Here is an 18,842-nt window from a genome sequence, read left to right on the forward strand (position 1 = left end):
CTTTGTCTATCTGTCTGCCGCCTCGTTCGTGCGCAGCCGATCAGATCAGGCCATCATGACCGAGTATTCCAGTCTGCGCGGCGCCTACGAGCGATCGGGGCGCGAGGGGCTGATCGAGCTGATCCGAAATCGGATAGCCGACCGCAGTTCTGCAGACGACGTCTATCTCCTTGTGGATTCTGCCTCGGCCGTTCTCGCCGGCAACCTCGACAAATGGCCTTCGGCGGCCACAGCCGCGCGCGAATGGACCGAATTTCGTGCGCCTCATGGGCCGGATGCGGCAAGCGAGCCTCTGTTTCGTGCCATGTCTGCAACCCTGCCGAGCGGCGATCGTCTGCTGGTTGGCACCGACATCAGCGACCTCGACAGCTTTGCCGCCAAGATCAGAGCGGCCGTGATTGCGATCATCTTCCTGATGTTTGTCATTGCGGTCGTGGCGAGTATCCTGGTCACGCAGCGGACGGTGGGACGGATAGAATCGATCGACGCAACCAGCCGGGCCATCATGGAAAGCGGTCTCGACAAGCGCATCCCGCTGCGCGGCAGCCATGACGAATGGGATCGCGTGGCCGAGAACCTGAACTTGATGCTCGACCGCATCGAAGCCTTGATGGGAGACGTCAAGCAGGTGAGCGACAATGTCGCTCATGATCTGCGGACGCCGCTCACTCGGATGCGCGGACGGCTGGAGAAGGCCTATCACGGCGAGCGTCTCGGAGAGAACGATCAAGCGCTGATCGGCGATACGCTCGCGGACCTTGACGCTGTACTGAGGATGTTTGCGTCGATCACGCGGATTGCGCACATCGAAACCCAGGTGCGCAAGGGCGCGTTCCGCAACGTGAACCTGGTCGAGATCGCAAGCGAGGTCGTTGAGCTCTATGATGCCGCGGCGGAGCGCGATGGCACCGATCTCTCCCTGACGGGCGACCGCGAGGTGCGGGTGACCGGCGACCGCGATCTGCTGTTCGATGCCATCGCCAACCTCGTGGACAATGCCATCAAGCACGGTCGCGCCGGTGGCAAGATCGTCGTCGTCTGTGAAAACGTCGATGCCGATGCTGTCATTGCGATCACCGATGACGGGCCGGGCATTCCTCCTTGCGAGCGCGACCATGTCTTCAAGCGCTTTTACCGGCTCGAGCAGAGCCGCTACACGCCTGGAAACGGTCTTGGACTGAGCCTCGTCGCCGCCGTGGCCCACCTTCATGGCGCCCGGATCGAGATGCTCGATCATTCGCCCGGTCTTCAATTCAAGCTCAGGTTCTCACCGCCGGCGAGTTAGCTACAATTGAATTGTCTACCGACAACAGACCTGTGAAGAGGGGACGAACGTAGAGCCTAACTGCATTCTCCGCCGTGATCCCTGGCGTCCACCGCGGCAACTCCGACGCTGCATTGACCATCGTCGATACGAGCTGCGCGGCGATGGATGGGTCGTGCACGCGAACCTGCCCCTGCTCCATTCCTTCGACGAAGAACCTGCCGAAGCGCTCGGTGAGACGGTTGAGCCCTGCCTGAGCATCCTTCCTCTGGCCGAGGGGGAGCGCACCCCAAGCGGTAATCCGCAGCAGCGGTCCTTGATCGGACAATTGAAAGCGGACGAGTTCCCGCGCGCTGCTGCAGAGGCGAACCCAGCCGGAGGGACTACGCTCGATCGCGAGCGACTGCATTCTGCGGACCACGTCAAAGGTCCGCTCGAAACAGGCGATGATCAATTCCTCCTTGCTCGCGTAGTGATGATAGAATGATCCCTTGGTCAGGTTGAGGCTGCTCGCGATCCTTTCCAGCGATGCGCCGCGATAGCCCTGTTCATTCACCATCATCGTGGCCGCGCGCAAAAAGGCTTCCGGAACGACATCCCGTGCGCTCGCAGCTCGCGGCCAGCCGAGCTCGGGCGCGCCGCCTTCCCGCCAGGACTTCGGGGACCGGGCAAGGCCATCGATCAGGATCGCAGACATCCGTTCAGCCGCGGGCCGATAGTCGGACGGTTCATAGCGCGAGATCCATGCCCGCATCATGTTGACGAGCGATAGCAACAGATGCGCTCTCGCATTTCGCGACAAGCGATCTTCCGCGGACTCGCTGCAGGGAAGCAGCGAGCGCACGCTGCGGAACAGATCGTTGTAGGCGTCGAACACGCGACGGGCATGGGATCCGGTCAATGCACGGATATCGTTGAAAAACACCAACTCGTCCCGCGCGCCGGTGGCGATCTCCGCCAAGAGATCGGCGTAGCCGCAGACGTAGCTGCGGATTCTGTCTTCCGGTCGGCTCTCGCGTGCCGCCTCGATGACGACGGCCTTGGTCGTCTCAATCGCTGCGAGCAGACATGCCGCCGCCAGGTCTTCCTTGCGGCGATAGTAGTAGGTGATGCTGTGGGTCAGGAGTCCGACGTTCCTCGCGATCTCAGCAAGGGTTGCGCCCTTCAGTCCATCGCGATTGAACAGGCGCGCCGAGGCTCCGATGATCGCCTCGCGCCGCTTCAGGTATTTTTGCGTGTACGGAACCGGATCACCGCGCCGTGTCGAGCTGTTGGACGGCATTGTCAGGCCGCCATGTCGTGGAGGTGACAGGCGACGGCCCGGCCGGCACCGAGGTCGCGCAATGTCGGATCCTCCTGCCGACAACGATCCATCGCGAGCGGACAGCGCGTGTGGAAGCGGCAGCCGGATGGAGGATTCATCGCGCTCGGCACTTCGCCCGAGACCGGAACGCGCTTGCGGGTCGCCTCGACAACGGGATCGGCAACCGGCACGGCCGCCAGCAGTGCCTGAGTATAAGGATGAAGCGGCTTGCGATAGATCTCGTCCCGCGCCGCGATCTCGACGATCCGCCCCAGGTACATCACGGCGATGCGATCGCTGACGTGACGGACCACAGCAAGGTCGTGAGCGATGAAGAGATAGGCCATTCCGAGCCGTTGCTGCAGCTCGACAAAGACGTTGACGACCTGCGCCTGGATCGAGACATCAAGCGCTGACACCGGCTCATCGCAGATGATGAGTGCTGGCTCGAGCGCCAGCGCGCGCGCTATGCCGATCCGCTGTCGTTGGCCGCCGGAGAATTCGTGCGGGAAGCGGTCGGCCATGTCGGGCAGCAGCCCGACCGTTCGCATGAGCTGGGCGATCCGTTGATCAAAGGCCTTCCTGTCGTTCGCCAGGCCGTGGACCTCGAGCGGTTCGCCGATGATATCGCGGACCTTCATGCGCGGATTGAGCGATCCGAACGGGTCCTGATAGACCATCTGCATGCGCCGGCGCAGCGGACGCAGGCTGGACTTGTCGAAGTGGGTGATATCCTGGCCTTCGAACTCGATGCGCCCCCCGGATGGTTCCAGCATGCGCAGGATCGCCAGCCCCGTCGTCGACTTTCCGCAACCGCTCTCGCCGACAAGGCCAAGCGTTTCGCCGCGCTTCAACTGGAACGAGACGCCGTCGACGGCCTTGACCGTCGCCACCTGCTTGCGGAAGACCGCGCCCTTGTGCACGGGAAAGTGCACCTGCAGATCATCGACGCGGAGGAGGACATCGGCCTCAGACATGTGCAGGTGTCTCCAGCCAGCAGGCGGTTTGGTGTTGCGGTCCTATCTCGGCCAAGGCGGGCCGCTCGCGGTGGCAAAGGTCGGTGGCCTGCCTGCAGCGCGGCGCGAACGCGCATCCTGCCGGCAGCCTGGCGAGGTTGGGCGGCTGTCCGTCGATCGGCACCAGACGCTTGCTGGTGTCGCCGTCGAGCCGCGGCACCGATGCCATCAGGCCGCGCGTATAGGGGTGGCGGGGATTGGCATAAAGCTCGCGCGCCGGCGCCTGTTCCACCACGCGCCCTCCATACATCACGACGACCCTGTCAGCGTATCGCGCGACGACCCCAAGATCGTGCGTGATCAGGATCAGCGAGCAACGAGAACCCTGCGCGAGATCCTTCAGGAGATCGAGGATCTGCGCCTGAACCGTTACGTCGAGCGCGGTGGTCGGTTCGTCCGCGATGATCAGCCGTGGCTCGCAGGCCAGCGCCATCGCGATCATGGCGCGCTGGCGCATGCCGCCCGAGAACTGGTGCGGATAGGCGCGGAGCCGCGATTCCGCATCCGACATCCGCACGCGGCCGAGCAGTTGCTTCGCGGTGCCAAGCGCCGCATCCCAGGGCTTGCGTCGATGGACATTGATCGGCTCGGCAACCTGCAATCCCACCGTAAGCACCGGGTTGAGTGAGCTCATCGGCTCCTGGAAGATCATGGCGATGCGGTTACCGCGTATCTCCATGATCTCCCGCTCAGAAAGCTTGGTGAGATCCCTGCCTTCGAAAAGAATCTCGCCGCTTTCGATTCGGCCGGGCGGCGAGGGAATCAGGCGAAGGATCGACAGCGCGGTCACGCTCTTGCCTGAGCCTGACTCGCCGACGATCGCCACCGTCTCTCCCACGCCGACATCGAAGGAGACATCATCGACGGCAGTCACCGCTCCCCGCCCGCGACCGAAGCGGGTCACGAGGTTGCGTACGCTAAGGAGCGGTCTGGCTGCCGTCGTCATTGCAAGGCTCATTTTCTTCGCTAGTAGCCAAGCTTCTTCTTCAGATCCTGGTCGATCCAGAGTCGAGCATGGATCGGGCCGGGCCGTTCGGAGCCGACACGCAGTTCGCCGCCATAGTTCTTCACCCACGGCCACCACGCCGTATAGAAGTAGTCGACCGGCAGCCAGATATAGGGAGCCTTGTCCAATATCTCGCGCGTCAACGCCTTGATCATTTCCTGGCGCTTGGACTCGTCCCGTTCCAGGTAGACTGCGTTCATCTTCTTGTCGAACTCCGGATCGGAGTACTGCGACGGATTCCAGGTCTGCTTGGTGACGAAGCTCTTGCGGATCGACGTCGTCGGATTGGTGTGGCCGTTACGCATGAAATAGCCGGCGGCGTTGGTTTTCGTGGTCATGGCGGAGAGGAAGGCGCCATATTCCATCGGCTGGATTTCCACCTTGACGCCCACTTGCTCCAGATAGGCCGCAACCAACGGCAGCAGGTCCATATGATCCGGCGAGCAGGAGCAGACCTGGACCTTGAAGGAGAAGCCGTTGGGGTATCCGGCTTCCTTCAGCAAGGCCTTCGCTTTCTCCGGATTGTAGGTGAAGAGTTCCTTCACGCTGTCGGGCATGCCTTCCAGCGGCTCGTAATAGCCGATGTAGTCCGGATGCATTGGATAGGCGAACAGTTCGGCATTGCCATTGTAGTAGGAAGCCACGATCTCCTTCTTGTTGACCGCCATGTTCAGCGCGCGCCGCACGCGGATGTCATCGAACGGTTTGGTGTCGACGCGCATGGCGAGGAAGGTGCCGCCGGTGCCGAGCGAACGTGACCACTGCAATTGTGGCGCACTCTTCTTCAATTCGTCGACGGCGCTCCACCGGATGGCTTCGAGAAGGTCGAGCTTGGCGGTGCGGAGCGCGGTGAGGTATGTGGCCTCGTCCTTGATCGTGCGATAAACGATCTTGTCGACGAACGGGAGCTTGTACTCCTGGCCGCCGATCTTTTCCTTGTCCCAGTAGATCGGATTCTTCGAGAACGTGACGGCGCTGCCCTGCACGTAGTCGGTCAGCATGAACGGGCCGGTGCCGTTGGCGTTCTTCCAGTTGCCGGCGCCGGCGTCGACCACCTCCTTTGGGAGGATGCCGGAATAGTAGCCCCAGCCGAAGCGGTAATCCCACTCGGCGTGATAATTGTTGAAGGTGAAGACGACAGTGTGCGGGTCGGTGGCTTCGACCTTCTGCACATGATCGAAATAGGTCGGGACCTTCTTCGGGCTCTTGTCCAGGCGGTAGTAGCTTTGCACGACGTCGTCAGCGACGAACTCGCGTGAGGCCATCACGCCCGGCTTTTCCGGAAACATCACGCCCTTGCGGAGCTTGACCTCGACGCGGAGCGGATTTTCCTTCCACTCCCAGCTTTCCGCAAGTTCACCTCTTATGGCGTCGCTCGGCAGCCAGGCATCCGGCACGAAGCTGTATTTGCCGCCGTTGCGCTTTGCCTTGGAGAGATCGCCGGCAAAGAGCTGCTCGTACATCAGCCCGGTGTCCTGCTGGAACTTCCAGGTCCAGTCGGCGGGATCCCACGATAGCGGCGACAAGGTCACGTAGACCATGCCGATGTTGAGCGTGCCGCCTGCTTGCGGCTTTTCGTCCGCCACGGCAGGCGATTGCGACAGGCCAAGCGTGGCTGCGATGGCCAAACTTCGCGCGAACCTTCCGAATCTTGCTTCCCAATCCATATTTCCCTCCCTCTTTGTTTATTCTTATCGCTGGCGAGCTATCGCGATCCGCGCATGCGCGGGTCGAGCAGATCGCGCAAGGCATCACCAAAGACGTTGGTGGCATAGACCACGATGGTCAGGCAGAGGCCGGGCGCCAGTGCCAGCCATGGACCTTGGAACATGTAGGTTCGTCCGCTGCCCGACAGCAGTCCGCCCCAGGTCGGTGCCGGCGGCGGGACGCCAAGCCCCAGAAACGACAGTCCGGACTCGACGAGGATCACGGCGCCGACACGCGTCGTGAACAGCACGATGATCGGCGGCATGATGTTGGGCAGGATATGCCGCCAAAGGATACGGCTGGTGGAGGCGCCGATCGACTGGCTGGCGTGCACATACATGTGCTCGCGCACTGAAACGACGGCGCCACGGATGATGCGCGAACCGGCGATGCCGAAGGCAAGGCTCAGGACGCCGATGATCTGCGGCATGCCCGGACCGACCACGGAGACGACAGCGATCAGGATCACGAGCTCGGGAAAGGACATATAGGCATCGACGAACCGCTGCGTGACAAGATCGAAGCGGCCGCCGAGATAGCCGGTCAATGCGCCGATCACGACCGAGATGACGGTTGCAAGGAACGCCGCCGAGAAGCCGATGATCACCGAAAGGCGGGCGCCATACAGGCAGCGCGAGAACAGGTCGCGGCCGAGATTGTCGGTGCCGAACAGGTGCGCCCACGACGGCGGCTTCAGCCGCTGGATGGGGTTGATCTCGTTGAAGCCATAGGGCGCCAGCACATCTGCAAACAGGCCGGCAAGGACGAAGATCAGAAAGAGGATTCCGGCCGCTGCACCAAACGGTTTCTCGCGGAACAGGCGGCCGAGAAACTGCAGTGCCGGGTTGCGTCTCATCTCTTGACCGAGAGAGGCATTGGTCTGCTCGATCGCCGTCATCTGGTCCTCACGCGCGGATCGAGCAGGCCGTAGCTGAGATCGACCATGAGGTTGATGAGCATCACTGCAAGTCCCACCGTCAGGAACACGCCGGTGATGATCGGATAGTCGCGCTGATTCACTGCCTCGAGCAGGAGAAGCCCCATGCCGGGGATGACGAAGATCTGCTCGATGACGATGGCGCCGCCGATCAGCAAGGGGGCCTGGAGGCCCACCAGCGTAATCACCGGAATGAGGGCGTTCCGCAGCGCGTGGCGCATGATGACCAGCCGTTGATTGAGACCCTTGGCCCGGGCGGTGCGGATATAGTCCTGGCGCAGCACCTCCAGCATCATGGTGCGCGTCATGCGCATCGTCACGGCCGATAGGCTCGCGCCGAGGACCATGGCCGGCACGATCATCTGCTTGAGGTTCTGGATCGGGTCGTCGCCGAACTTCACGTAATTCACTTCGGGCGACCAGCCCCACCAGATCGACGGGAACACCATCACCATGGTGCCCATCCAGAAGCTCGGCACCGCAAGTAGTAGAATTGAAAAGGAGCGCGCGAGGAAATCTCCGACCGTGTCCTGCCGGACGGCGGAGTAGACGCCGATCGGCAGCGCGATCACGAGGCCCACCGCGAGCGCGATGACGCCGAGCTCAAATGTGACAGGCAGGCGCTGCAGGACGAGCTCGAGGACGGGCGTGGATTGCCAGAGCGACTGGCCGAAATCGCCCTTCAGGATGCCGGCAATCCAGATCAGGTATTGCTCGGCCATGGGCTTGTCGAGACCGAGCGCCTGAACGAGCTGTTCGCGGCTCAGCTTGTCGGCCGCCAGATCGTTCTGGCTCAGCATCATGTCAATCACGTCGCCGGGAATCATCCGGACCGTGGCGAACACGATCAGACTTGCAAACAGCAGCGTAGGGATCAGCGCCAGCAGCCGGCGCACAATGTACCCGTACAACGGCCTACCCGCGGGCCGTCGCAGCCATCGAGCATGCCGGAAGTTCGAAACGAGTGTTCGTCAGCCTCACCTTGCAGTCCCTCCCTCGTGCAATCGGTCTGTTGCCGATTTTTCGTGAGGAGAAATTTGCCGCTCAATTTGCGTTGCAACGCGGCAATTTCGATCGTTTCCTCACTATTGCTTGGATCGTATCACCGGCCAGCACGCTTGCAACAGCTTCGTGCATGAAGGCGGCCGCTCTCAAGCGCGCTGGCAACTACCATACTCGTTTTTTGAAAATTCAGATGCGGCCCGTGGCCGCAGTGGCGCACGTGTCCGCACACGAGCCGCCGCGCCCGATGGGCGCGACCTCTCGGCGAGATGGGGTAAGTGCGAAGCGGAACTAGCTCAACTGGAATTGCAGCCGCAGCTACTCCGCGGCTTCGGCGCCGCGCGGCTCGTCCTTCCGCTCGAACGGCGACTGCAGCACGAGCATCGTCTGCGGCGGGCGGGCGATCTGGATGTTGAGCTCCTGGAAGCGCTTCTTCATGCGCCGGTAGAATTCGCGCTGCACCGGCCAGCGTCCGGAGTCCGTGCATTGGATCTGACCGACGAGAGTGGTCATCGTCGCGTCGACCTTGTCGACGCCCCAGAGATCGAGATCACCGCGGATCATGTGCTGGAATGCGGGATCCTTGCGCAGCTCGGCGCCGATCTCCTTCAGCACGGCGCCGACGCGATCGGGATCTTCCCTGAAATCCACGTTGACGCTGACCGAGGCATTGCCGATGCCGCGGTTGGTGTTGGTGACTGATGTCACCGAGCTGAAGGGGATGATGTGCACGGAGCCGTCGCCGGCGCGCAGCCGGATCGTGCGGATCGAGAGATTCTCGACGACGCCCGACAGACCCGACACGGTAACGAAGTCGCCGACTTGCATCGCGTTCTCGAGCAGGAGGAACAGCCCGGTGATGACATCCTGCACCAGCTTCTGCGAGCCGAAGCCGATGGCGATGCCGACGATGCCGGCACCGGCGAGCAGCGGCGCGATGTTGACGCCGAGCTGGCTCAGCGCCGTCAGCGCGACGACGGTGAGTATGATCGACAGCAAGGTCGTGCGCAGCATCGGCAAGAAGGTGCGCAGCCGCGCGGCGCGCGCGTAACGTCCTTCACGCGAAAGCTGCAGCAGATGCTGATCGACGGCGGCATTCACCGCTTCCCAGATCGCGAGCGCAACCACGCCGGCGATGGCGACGGTGATCAGTGCGGATAGCAGGCGTCCGCCGATATGGTCGCTGGAGAACCATTCCGCGGCATCCAACCCCCAGACCTCGAGCAGCGCGATCACGGTGATGACGGAGATCACGCCCGAGACGATGCTGCGCAACGCCGGGAAATACCGGTTGGCGCGTGCTTCGAGGCCCGGAAACTGGCGTGTGAATTCCGGGCTGATGCGGAACACGCGGTCCAGCGCCGCCATCATCGCGAGCGACGCCAACCGCGCGATCAAGAGTACGGCGAGACTGGCAATGAAGTAGCGGAACAACAGCGCATAGCCGTTCTGCACCCGCAGCGCCCACACCGTCCATAGCGCCAGGTCGAGGACGATGGCCAGAATATGCCAGACGTCGGCGAAGCGGTTGCGCATCACGACCAGCGGGCCGCGCGCGCCCTCCGGCGCCCGTATCCAGTCGGCGACGCTTCGGCGGCATTGCAGGATGATGACCACCACGAACAGGTGCACCACCAGCATCAACAGCCGGACCACGGCGTGATAAGCCGGCCGGTACAGGCCGAGCAGCAGCGCGATGTTGGCGACGGCGATACCGAACACGGTGAACGCCACGATGCGCCGCCACCAGATGTCCAGATAGGCAGCGGCCTCGTCGCGGATGATGAACAGGCTGGGCTGGCTGGAGGCCGGTGAGATCACCGCCTCCGTCACCGCAAGAATGCTGCGATAGATCACATAGGCGTTGACCATCGCCAGGATCACGACGCGCGGCGTCGCTTCCCTGCCGATATCGGTCGCGAGCAGGAGATTGCCGATTGCGGCAAAACAGGCGACGGGCAATAGGTCCAGGAAGAGGCGCGCCAGCGCGAAAGGAAAGCGGATGGCGAGTTGATACACGTAAGTCAGTGTCGAGTGCCAGCGGCGGACTGGTTGCGTCTCGGTGGCTGTGCTCGCGGATGCATCTTGCGCGACATCGGCATGCCGCGCGTGCAACGGAATATAATGGTCAAGGGCGGCGAGCGGACGCCGGATCGCGCGGCGGATGATCCATTCCGCCATGAACGCGCAGGCGATGACCAGCGCAAGCCGCCAGACCGTGTCGAGCAGCATCTGCTGCATGTACGGATTGGTCGTGAGATTGACCAGCCAGCGCCAGATCATCGGAAAGTCGGACACCGCGCGGGCTGCGGTGGCGAGCTGGTCCGAGACGTCGCCGAACCAGTCCGAGACCTGGGCGAGAAGCTGCACGCCGAGATTATCTGCAAAGGCCGACGAGGCCGTCGGCTGCGCCGGCGCGGGCGAGGAGGACGCTTTCGCGATGGTCTGCAGCGTCTGGATCAGTTGCGCCCGCTTCTGGTCGTCCTGCAGGATGTCCAGGGTCGCTTGCGCCTGCTGTGCTGAGGTCGGCGGGGCCGGAGGCGGCGAAGTGTTCGGGAGCATCATCTGCGACCGCGCAGGCGCGGTCAGCAGCAGAAAGGCAAGCGCGATCGTGAGGAGTCGAAGATATTTGCTCGGCATGAAATCTCAGCGATCATGAGGGCGTGGCGCGAATCGCGTGTATTCAACGCGGGTACGGCCATAGTTTGGCATGCCTGTGACAGGCACCTCACTGCCTGCCAACGCATCAGCCAGAAGACGTTCCAATACCCCTACGAAAATGCCGCCGTCGCCTGTCGTTACGCGGCCCCGAGCGTGGTTCCGTAAACCACGCGTTTTTCCTTCAGCCAGCGCCGGTATACCACGGAGGAGGCGTCTGCTCGGGTCGGGATTTCCGCGCGTGGTTCCAGTGGCAACAGCCGCGGGCGCTGGTTTTCCAGGATGATGCGGTCCTGCAGGAAGATCATCTGGACAGCTAATCCCGTGACGGGGCCTTTTATGCCCTTTTCCGTGAAAAAGTGCGGCCGTTAACGGATGATTAACCACGGCTACCGATCTTTAACCAATTGAAAAGGAGCTGAGTCGGCCGCGATGGACGCACCTGTGCAGTCAAACCGTCAACTGGTCCGCATGCGGGGCCGATCCTACGTTGCGTTCGTGTTTACCCCTGTCGTCCCGATCGTGGACTGGCTTGGGGAAATCGACGCGACGCTCGCCCGTTCGCCCGGATTTTTCGTCGGCAAGCCCGTGGTGCTTGACCTCGCTGCGCTGGACCTCAGCCAGAGCGCCATCGCGCATCTCGTCGCAAACCTCGAGCAGCGAAACATCCGCGTGCTCGGCATCGAGGGCGTCAGCCCCGACCATCTCACCAAGAGCCTGCCGCCGCTGCTCACGGGCGGACGGCCCTGCGGGCTGCCGCAGTTTGAGCCGCAAAAGCCTCAGGCCAAGCCGCAGAAGCCGAGACCGACATCGCTATTGCTCGACCAGCCGGTGCGTTCCGGCCAGTCGATCGTCTTTGCCGATGGCGATGTCACCGTGCTGGGCTCGGTCGGCTCGGGCGCCGAAATCGTCGCCGGCGGTTCCATCCACGTCTATGGAACGCTGCGCGGCCGGGCGATGGCCGGCATCAACGGCAATTCATCGGCACGCATTTTCTGCCAGAGGATCGAGGCCGAGCTATTGGCCATCGATGGCTACTACCAGACCGCAGAGGATATCGGCGAGAGCCTGCGCCACCGGCCGGCCCAGGCCTGGCTCGAAGACGATGCCCTCAAAATCACAGCGCTGAATTGATCGACCAAAGGAGGAGAATATGGCCAAGGTTTTGGTCGTGACGTCTGGAAAGGGAGGCGTCGGCAAGACGACGTCCACTGCTGCGCTCGGTGCGGCTCTCGCGCAAGCCGGACAAAGCGTTGTCGTGATCGATTTCGATGTCGGCTTGCGCAACCTCGACCTCGTGATGGGCGCGGAACGGCGGGTCGTGTTCGACCTCATCAACGTGGTGCAGGGCGTCGCCAAGCTCTCGCAGGCGCTGATCCGCGACAAGCGGCTGGAGAATCTGTGGTTGATTCCGGCATCGCAAACCCGCGACAAGGATGCGCTGACGGATGAAGGCGTGCGGCGGGTCATCAACGAGCTCAAGACCAAGTTCGACTGGATCCTCTGCGACAGCCCAGCCGGCATCGAGCGCGGCGCGACGCTGGCGATGCGCTATGCGGACGAGGCGGTCATCGTCACCAATCCCGAAGTCTCCTCGGTGCGCGATTCAGACCGCATCATCGGCATGCTGGACTCGAAGACCGCGAAGGCGGAGCGTGGCGAGCGGGTCGAGAAGCACCTCCTGGTCACTCGCTACGACGCTTCGCGCGCCTCGCGTGGCGAGATGCTCTCGATCGACGATATCCTGGAAATCCTCGCGACGCCGCTGCTCGGCATCATCCCCGAGAGCCAGGACGTGCTCCGTGCATCCAACGTCGGTTGCCCGGTCACGCTGAACAATACGACCAGCGCACCGTCCCGCGCCTATATGGATGCGGTGCGCCGCCTGATGGGCGAGACGGTGCCGATGACGGTGCCGGTTGAACGCAAAGGATTGATGAATAGGCTATTACGACGGAGGGCGGCATGATGAATCTCCTGCGGTTTATCGGCGGCCGCTCCGGCTCCGCGCCGGTTGCGCGGGAACGGCTGCAGATCCTGCTCGCGCACGAACGCGGGGTCGGCGGCAGCGGTGCGCCCGAACTGTTGGAACTGCTGCGGTCGGAAATCCTCGCCGTGGTTTCCAGGCATGTCGATCTCGATCCGGAGAAAGTCGTGGTCAAGATGGATCGGGGCAAATTTGTCTCGATGCTCGAGGTCGATATCGAAGTGCCCAATGCTCTGCAACGATCCAAGATGGTGGCTGCGACATGACGGCAGACAGCGATAGCCATATCGCCTGGCAACGGGCGCAAGTCAGGAAGCACCGCGCTGCGCTCAAGGAATTGGAAATCGCCCGGTTCGGAGGCGCTCCGATCCCGACCTTCAACCGGCAAACCGAGCAAGCGATCAGCGAGCTGAAGCGGAAGATCATCGAAGCGGAGCGCTGCATCGCCGACTACGAGCGGCGGACCAAGCGACCGCTGGCCACCGACCGGCGAAGCCTCGCCAGCGTGAGCTGGAGCCATTGGGACGCCAATGTCGAGGGCGCCCCGCCGCAGCGCCGCCGCGCCTGACCGAAATCAGATCGCCACCGTGTCCACGCTAAAGCTGCGGCCCCTCTCTCGCTTGCGGCGGCAAGCGGGACAGGTGAGGTGAACTCGCCACTCCAACATGCGGCGTGATGCCGCGAAGCGCACACGCGTGTGTGAACTGCCTTCCGAACCGCTATGATAGAGCCAAGGCTTTGTCATAAGCTGCCGTTACTCTGACGTGAATGGCGGAGAAGCTGTGCGTCCGCGATCCGGAATCGTCGTCGCACAAGTTCCGGAGGTCGCATGCGGCTCATCGTCAACGGCAAGACGCATGAGGTTGACGTCGAAGACGAGATGCCCCTGCTGTGGGTCTTGCGCGACGTGCTCGGCGTCACCGGTCCCAAATATGGCTGCGGCATCGCGGTGTGCGGGGCCTGCACGGTGCATGTCGGTGGCGAGCCGGTGCGTTCTTGCTCGCTGCCCGTCGGCGATGTCAAAGCCGATGTCACCACGATCGAAGGATTGGGCACGCCGGCGGCACTGCATGCGGTCCAAAAGGCGTGGGTCGAGCACCAGGTCGCGCAATGCGGCTATTGCCAGTCCGGCCAGATCATATCGGCGGCCGCGCTGCTCAGCGCCAATGGCAATCCGAGTGACGACGATATCGATGAGGCGATGTCCGGCAATCTGTGCCGCTGCGGAACCTATCCGCGCATCCGCGCCGCGATCAAGACCGCGGCGCGTGAGCTTAGGGGCCGCCCGACATGAGCAGGGTCGGCACCATCGCCCGACGCACCTTTCTGATCGGCGCTGCGGCAATTGCGGGCGGCGTCGCGTTCGGCGTCTATGCCTATAAGCGCGAGCCGATCAATCCGCTGCTCAAGGACCTCGGCGATGGGCAGGTGGCGCTGACGCCTTACGTGCGCATCGACCAGACGGGCGTCACCATCATCACGCCGCGCGCCGATCTCGGGCAGGGTGTCGCCTCAATGCTTGCGGCGCTGGTCGCCGAGGAGCTCGATATCGCCTGGAACGACATCAGGATCGATTTCGGGCCGCCGAGCGGCGCATATTACAATGGTATCGCCGCCGCCGAGGGCCTTCCTGTCCCGGCAACCGATAGCGGCTTCAAGGCGCGCTCGGTGCGCGTTGTGGGCGATGCGGTGAGCAAGTTCCTGGGTCTGCAGATCACCGGCGGGTCGTCGTCGGTGGCGGATGCCTATGAGAAGATGCGCATTGCCGGTGCAGCCGCTCGCGAGGTTCTGCTGCAGGCGGCAGCACTGCGGACCGGAATTCCAAAGCACCAGTTGAAGACCAGGGACGGCAGCGTGATCACGCCGCGCGGCGAGACGCTGAGCTACGCGTCTTTGGCCGCGGATGCCGCCAAGATCGAGCCGCCGCGGAGGGTCCGGCTCAAGCCGGAGACGGAGTGGCGCTATCTCGGCAAACCGATGCAGCGCATCGACATCATCGCGAAGTCCACGGGCACAGCGACCTATGGCATCGATATCAGGATGCCCGGCATGGTCTATGCGACGGTCCGCGCTAATCCCGCCATCGGCGGCAGCATCAAGGGCTACGACGCAAGCGCGGCGGAGAAGGCAAAGGGGATTATCGCCGTCGTGCCGATCACCGGCGGCATCGGTGTGATTGCCGACAACACCTGGCGCGCCTTCAAGGCGGCGGAGTTGGTCAAATGCGATTGGGGACCGGCGCCCTATCCACCATCCAGCGCGGCGATGTTCGAGACGGTCGCGTCCTCGTTCACCGATGAGCGGCAGGATAGCCGGCTCAAGGATGAGGGCGATGTCGAGACGGCGCTGCAGGGTGGTGGCGTGATCGAGGCCGAATACAAGGTGCCATATCTCGCGCACGCGCCGCTCGAGCCGATGAACGCCGTGGTCCAGCTCAAGGACGGACGGCTCGACATCTGGACGGCCACGCAGATTCCGTTGTTCGTGGTGGCGACGGCGGCCGAGGTCAGCGGGCTTGCGGCGGAGAACGTCTACCTTCATTCGCTGATGTCGGGCGGCAGTTTTGGCCGACGCCTCGAGGATGACTATGTCCGTCAGGCGGTCGAACTCGCAAAGGCGCATCGCGGGCATCCGATCAAGATGATCTGGACGCGCGAAGAGGACATGACCCACGACTTCCCGCGTCCGCTCGGCATGGCGCGCATGCGCGGCGCGGTCAAGGATGCAAAGGTCGAGGCCTATGACCTGAAGGTCGCCTGTCCGTCGGTAACCGCTTCGCAGATCGGCCGGCTGCACATGCCGACCTACGGGCCGGATATCGCGATCGTGGCGGGCGCCTGGGACCAGCCGTTCCGGATTCCGCACTATCGCGTCACCGGCTATCGCGTGCCGGAGCTGGTGCCGGTGAGTTCCTGGCGCTCCGTCGGCGCGTCGGCAAACGGTTTCCTGCACAGTGGCTTCCTCGACGAGTTGATCCACGCGGCGGCCGCCGATCCGCTGCAGGAGTTGATCCGGCTGTGCTGGCACGGGCCGTCGCGCAAGGTGCTTGAAGCTGTCGGCGAGATGTCGAAATGGGGCAGCGATCCCGGCAAGGACCGCGGCCGCGGCGTCGCGTTCACGCTGTCATTCGGCGTGCCGGTGGCCGAGGTCGTGGAGGTCTCGAACACGCCGCGCGGCATCAGGATCGACAAGGTGTTCGTCGCCGCCGATGTCGGCAAGGTGCTCGACCCCGTGAACTTCGAGAACCAGGTGCAGGGCGCCGTGATCTGGGGACTGGGCCACGCCATCAATTGCGAGCTGACCTTCAAGGATGGCGTCGCCGAGCAGACGAACTTCGACGTCTACCAGGGCTTGCGCCTCAATCAGGCGCCGGCGATCGAAGTTCGCGCCGTCGATAGCGGCAGCCCGATCCGCGGCATCGGCGAACCCCCGGTCCCTCCCGCCGCTCCAGCACTCGCCAACGCCATCTTCGCCGCCACCGGCAAGCGCATCCGCGAACTGCCGTTGAACAAGCACATCGATTTTGCCTAGAGCATGATCCGGAAAAGTGTGAAGCGGTCAGGAATTCCAATCAATTTGCCCTGACTGAAGCGAGAAACTTGCTGACTTCGACCTTGAGGCGGCCGCTGTCGCGCGAAAGCATCTGGGCTGCGGACAGCACCTCGGAGGAGGCCGAGCCGGTTTCGGTTGCGCCGCGCCGCACGTCGGTGATGTTCGACGACACCTGCTGCGTGCCCTGCGCCGCCTGCTGGACGTTGCGCGAGATTTCCTGCGTGGCGGCGCCTTGCTCCTCGACGGCGGCCGCGATCGTGGCCGAAATCTCCGACAGGCGCTCGATCGACTGGCTGATCTCGCGAATGGCCCCGACCGACTCCTGGGTCGCGGTCTGGATTCCCGTGATCTGCTGGCCGATTTCACCGGTCGCGCGTGCCGTCTGCTCGGCGAGCGCCTTGACCTCGGAGGCGACGACGGCGAAGCCGCGTCCGGCATCACCCGCCCGCGCAGCCTCGATCGTCGCGTTGAGCGCCAGCAGGTTGGTCTGGCCCGCGATGGAATTGATGAGTTCGACGACGTCGCCGATCCGCGCGGCCGCCTTCGAGAGTTCGCCGACCCGGTCGGTGGTTGCGCGAGCCTGGTCGACCGCCTCGCTCGCCATCCGCGCCGATTCCTGGACCTGGCGGCTGATCTCGGTGACGGATGAGGCCATCTCCTCGGTCGCCGAAGCAACGGACTGGACATTGGTCGACGCCTGTTCGGACGCAGATGCAACCGTCACCGCAAGCTCCTGCGCGCGCTCCGCAGTCGTACTCAGGTGCCTGCGGAAGTCTCCAGTGTGCCCGATGCGGCCGACACCGTCTCGACGATGCCGCCAACCGACGCTTCGAAATGATCGGCGATCTCGTTCATGGCACGTCGCCGCTGTTCGTCCGCGGCCGCCTGATCCGCCGCGCGCTGCTCGATGCTGCCCTTCAGGTCACCCTGCATGGTTCGCAAGGACGCGGCCAGCCTGCCGACCTCGTCGGCCTGGTCGATGACGAGCTTCTGGTTGAAGTCGCCCCTGGCGATACCATTAGCGAAATTCGCGCAATCCTGGATCGGGCGAGCGATGCTGCGCGCCGCCACGGAGATCAGGAAGATCGCGATCACTGTGATCACGAGCCCGACGCCGAGTTGCCAGAACGCATTCGAGGTGGAGCGGTCGGAAAGCGAAACTTCAAGCTGGCGCGCCGAGGCCAGGACGACATCCCTCGGGATAGAGATGACGACGGACCAGGGATTTTCCGTGAGGCCGAACTTGATCGGCGAATAGATGTCGATACTGGCGAACTTGGGATCGTCAAGAACGGTCCGCTGGCCCGCGCGCACGATGGCGAGGCTTTCGCCCCAGCGCGGATCGGCCTCCGAGGCGGCCTTCCTGATGACGTCCTGATTTGCGCTGTTGGCGACGATCAGACCTGTGTCATTAAGGATCGCGACCTTTCCCTTGCCGTCGAACAACGAGGCGTTGATCTTCAGGGCGAGCTTCTGCACGAAATCGAGATTGTAATCCGCGCCCGCCAGGCCCCGGAACTTGCCATCGATCATCACCGGCACCGACATTGTGGCCAGGAAGACGGGCTTGCCCTGGACGATATAAGGGCAGCGGGCCGAGGATGTTCTCCTTCCCGGTACTGCTCGGATTGATGTACCAAGCGCCTTTCACCAGACCGTTGGGGTGCAACTCCTTGCTGTCGTATTCCACCAGCGGCTGAACGGCGATCGCACCGCCGGCGTTTCGCGTCCAATAAGGCAGGAAGCGGCCAGTATTGTCGGATCCCGCGTCCTTGCGACCCTTGAAGGTTGCGTCATCGCCATCCAGGGTGCCGGGCTCCCACGCCGAGTAGGTGCCGTTGAAGGCCGGGTTGAGCTCTAGCACATGGCACAGGACCGCGTTGAACTGGGCGCGGCGAGCGCCTGCGGGCGTGCCGCTGTTCTTCGGGTCGGCCAGCATCGCGAATGTGTGCGCCATAGTCCGCGCCGCATCGAATCCGACGTCCAGCTCCACCTTGATCGCATTGGCCTCGGCGGACGCGCGATTCATCAGGCTCTCTTTTGTCTGGCGGTCGACGAGCTGCATTACCTCGTGCGTGACGTAGCGGTTCATGCTCTGCATGGAGAACAGGCTGTACCCGATCAGGACGATACAGGTGATCGCGAGGCACAATCCCGCGATGAAAGCTATCTTTGTTTGAATGGAGCGTATTGCCGCAAAGGAAAATCGGCGCATCTTTCTCTCTCAAATTTTACGGCGCGCCGCGGCCATCTAAGAGCTCGGAGAGCTGTTCGAACGCGACGTCTGTGCGACCACGTTCCGGAATTCGAGTTAACGCGCGGTGAGAAAATACCGGCATCCGTCAGCCGGTATCACCACGCGGGCAAAAGTGTCGCAGTCTTGCGACACTTTTGAAGAGCGGCATCTTGG

Annotated in this window: 14 protein-coding genes and 3 pseudogenes; 8 read left to right on the forward strand and 9 right to left on the reverse strand. The window is 63.1% G+C overall.

The window, feature by feature from the left end; translation table 11 throughout:
- Positions 1 to 349: 349 nt before the first annotated feature.
- Positions 350 to 1,285, forward strand: a pseudogene (locus tag J6497_RS03445) (sensor histidine kinase); the annotation flags it as partial.
- Here the strand turns inward: J6497_RS03445 and J6497_RS03450 are convergent.
- The 6 genes from J6497_RS03450 to J6497_RS03475 all read right to left on the reverse strand — a co-directional run bounded on the left by J6497_RS03450 (position 1,260) and on the right by J6497_RS03475 (position 8,144).
- Positions 1,260 to 2,546 (reverse strand): TetR/AcrR family transcriptional regulator, encoded by a 1,287-nt coding sequence (locus J6497_RS03450; RefSeq protein WP_225702828.1) that lies wholly within the window; start codon positions 2,544 to 2,546, stop codon positions 1,260 to 1,262. The pseudogene J6497_RS03445 and the gene J6497_RS03450 sit on opposite strands and share 26 nt — an antisense overlap.
- Before the next feature lie 2 nt (positions 2,547 to 2,548).
- On the reverse strand, positions 2,549 to 3,544 hold the full coding sequence (locus J6497_RS03455; RefSeq protein ID WP_225702829.1) for an ABC transporter ATP-binding protein: 996 nt from the start codon (positions 3,542 to 3,544) through the stop codon (positions 2,549 to 2,551).
- Positions 3,537 to 4,529, reverse strand: coding sequence for an ABC transporter ATP-binding protein (locus J6497_RS03460; RefSeq protein WP_249793356.1), 993 nt, complete (start codon positions 4,527 to 4,529; stop codon positions 3,537 to 3,539). Before J6497_RS03460 ends, J6497_RS03455 begins: the two co-directional genes overlap by 8 nt.
- Positions 4,530 to 4,549: 20 nt before the next feature.
- Positions 4,550 to 6,217, reverse strand: coding sequence for an ABC transporter substrate-binding protein (locus tag J6497_RS03465; RefSeq protein WP_225702831.1), 1,668 nt, complete (start codon positions 6,215 to 6,217; stop codon positions 4,550 to 4,552).
- Between the two features lie 77 nt (positions 6,218 to 6,294).
- Complete coding sequence (locus J6497_RS03470; protein ID WP_225702832.1) at positions 6,295 to 7,194, reverse strand: ABC transporter permease; 900 nt, start codon at positions 7,192 to 7,194, stop codon at positions 6,295 to 6,297.
- The gene (locus tag J6497_RS03475; protein ID WP_225702833.1) at positions 7,191 to 8,144 is read right to left on the reverse strand and encodes an ABC transporter permease; all 954 of its coding nucleotides are present in this window, start codon (positions 8,142 to 8,144) and stop codon (positions 7,191 to 7,193) included. The genes J6497_RS03470 and J6497_RS03475 overlap by 4 nt, the downstream gene beginning before the upstream one ends.
- A 53-nt stretch (positions 8,145 to 8,197) precedes the next feature.
- Here J6497_RS03475 and J6497_RS03480 point away from each other — a divergent pair, with 53 nt between their 5' ends.
- Positions 8,198 to 8,530, forward strand: coding sequence for a hypothetical protein (locus J6497_RS03480; protein ID WP_225702834.1), 333 nt, complete (start codon positions 8,198 to 8,200; stop codon positions 8,528 to 8,530).
- A 23-nt stretch (positions 8,531 to 8,553) separates the two neighbouring features.
- On the opposite strand, the gene J6497_RS03485 is transcribed toward J6497_RS03480, so the two are convergent.
- A complete protein-coding gene (locus J6497_RS03485; RefSeq protein WP_225702835.1) occupies positions 8,554 to 10,875 on the reverse strand; it encodes a mechanosensitive ion channel domain-containing protein in 2,322 nt (773 codons plus the stop codon).
- A 158-nt stretch (positions 10,876 to 11,033) separates the two neighbouring features.
- Positions 11,034 to 11,204 (reverse strand): annotated as a pseudogene (locus J6497_RS03490) (aromatic ring-hydroxylating dioxygenase subunit alpha); the annotation flags it as partial.
- 121 nt (positions 11,205 to 11,325) lie between these two features.
- Here J6497_RS03490 and minC point away from each other — a divergent pair.
- The 6 genes from minC to J6497_RS03520 all read left to right on the forward strand — a co-directional run bounded on the left by minC (position 11,326) and on the right by J6497_RS03520 (position 16,411).
- Positions 11,326 to 12,027 (forward strand): septum site-determining protein MinC, encoded by a 702-nt coding sequence (gene minC, locus J6497_RS03495; RefSeq protein ID WP_225702836.1) that lies wholly within the window; start codon positions 11,326 to 11,328, stop codon positions 12,025 to 12,027.
- Between the two features lie 19 nt (positions 12,028 to 12,046).
- On the forward strand, positions 12,047 to 12,862 hold the full coding sequence (gene minD / locus J6497_RS03500) for a septum site-determining protein MinD (protein ID WP_225702837.1): 816 nt from the start codon (positions 12,047 to 12,049) through the stop codon (positions 12,860 to 12,862).
- On the forward strand, positions 12,862 to 13,146 hold the full coding sequence (gene minE, locus J6497_RS03505) for a cell division topological specificity factor MinE (RefSeq protein WP_225703209.1): 285 nt from the start codon (positions 12,862 to 12,864) through the stop codon (positions 13,144 to 13,146). Before minD ends, minE begins: the two co-directional genes overlap by 1 nt.
- Positions 13,143 to 13,448, forward strand: a complete 306-nt coding sequence (locus J6497_RS03510) for a hypothetical protein (RefSeq protein WP_225702838.1) — start codon at positions 13,143 to 13,145, stop codon at positions 13,446 to 13,448. The genes minE and J6497_RS03510 overlap by 4 nt, the downstream gene beginning before the upstream one ends.
- Before the next feature lie 261 nt (positions 13,449 to 13,709).
- A complete protein-coding gene (locus J6497_RS03515; protein ID WP_225702839.1) occupies positions 13,710 to 14,174 on the forward strand; it encodes a (2Fe-2S)-binding protein in 465 nt (154 codons plus the stop codon).
- Positions 14,171 to 16,411, forward strand: coding sequence for a xanthine dehydrogenase family protein molybdopterin-binding subunit (locus J6497_RS03520; RefSeq protein ID WP_225702840.1), 2,241 nt, complete (start codon positions 14,171 to 14,173; stop codon positions 16,409 to 16,411). Before J6497_RS03515 ends, J6497_RS03520 begins: the two co-directional genes overlap by 4 nt.
- A 40-nt stretch (positions 16,412 to 16,451) precedes the next feature.
- Here the strand turns inward: J6497_RS03520 and J6497_RS42415 are convergent.
- A pseudogene (locus J6497_RS42415) lies at positions 16,452 to 18,647 on the reverse strand (methyl-accepting chemotaxis protein).
- Positions 18,648 to 18,842: the final 195 nt, after the last annotated feature.

The organism is Bradyrhizobium cenepequi, assembly GCF_020329485.1.
Lineage (GTDB): Bacteria > Pseudomonadota > Alphaproteobacteria > Rhizobiales > Xanthobacteraceae > Bradyrhizobium > Bradyrhizobium cenepequi.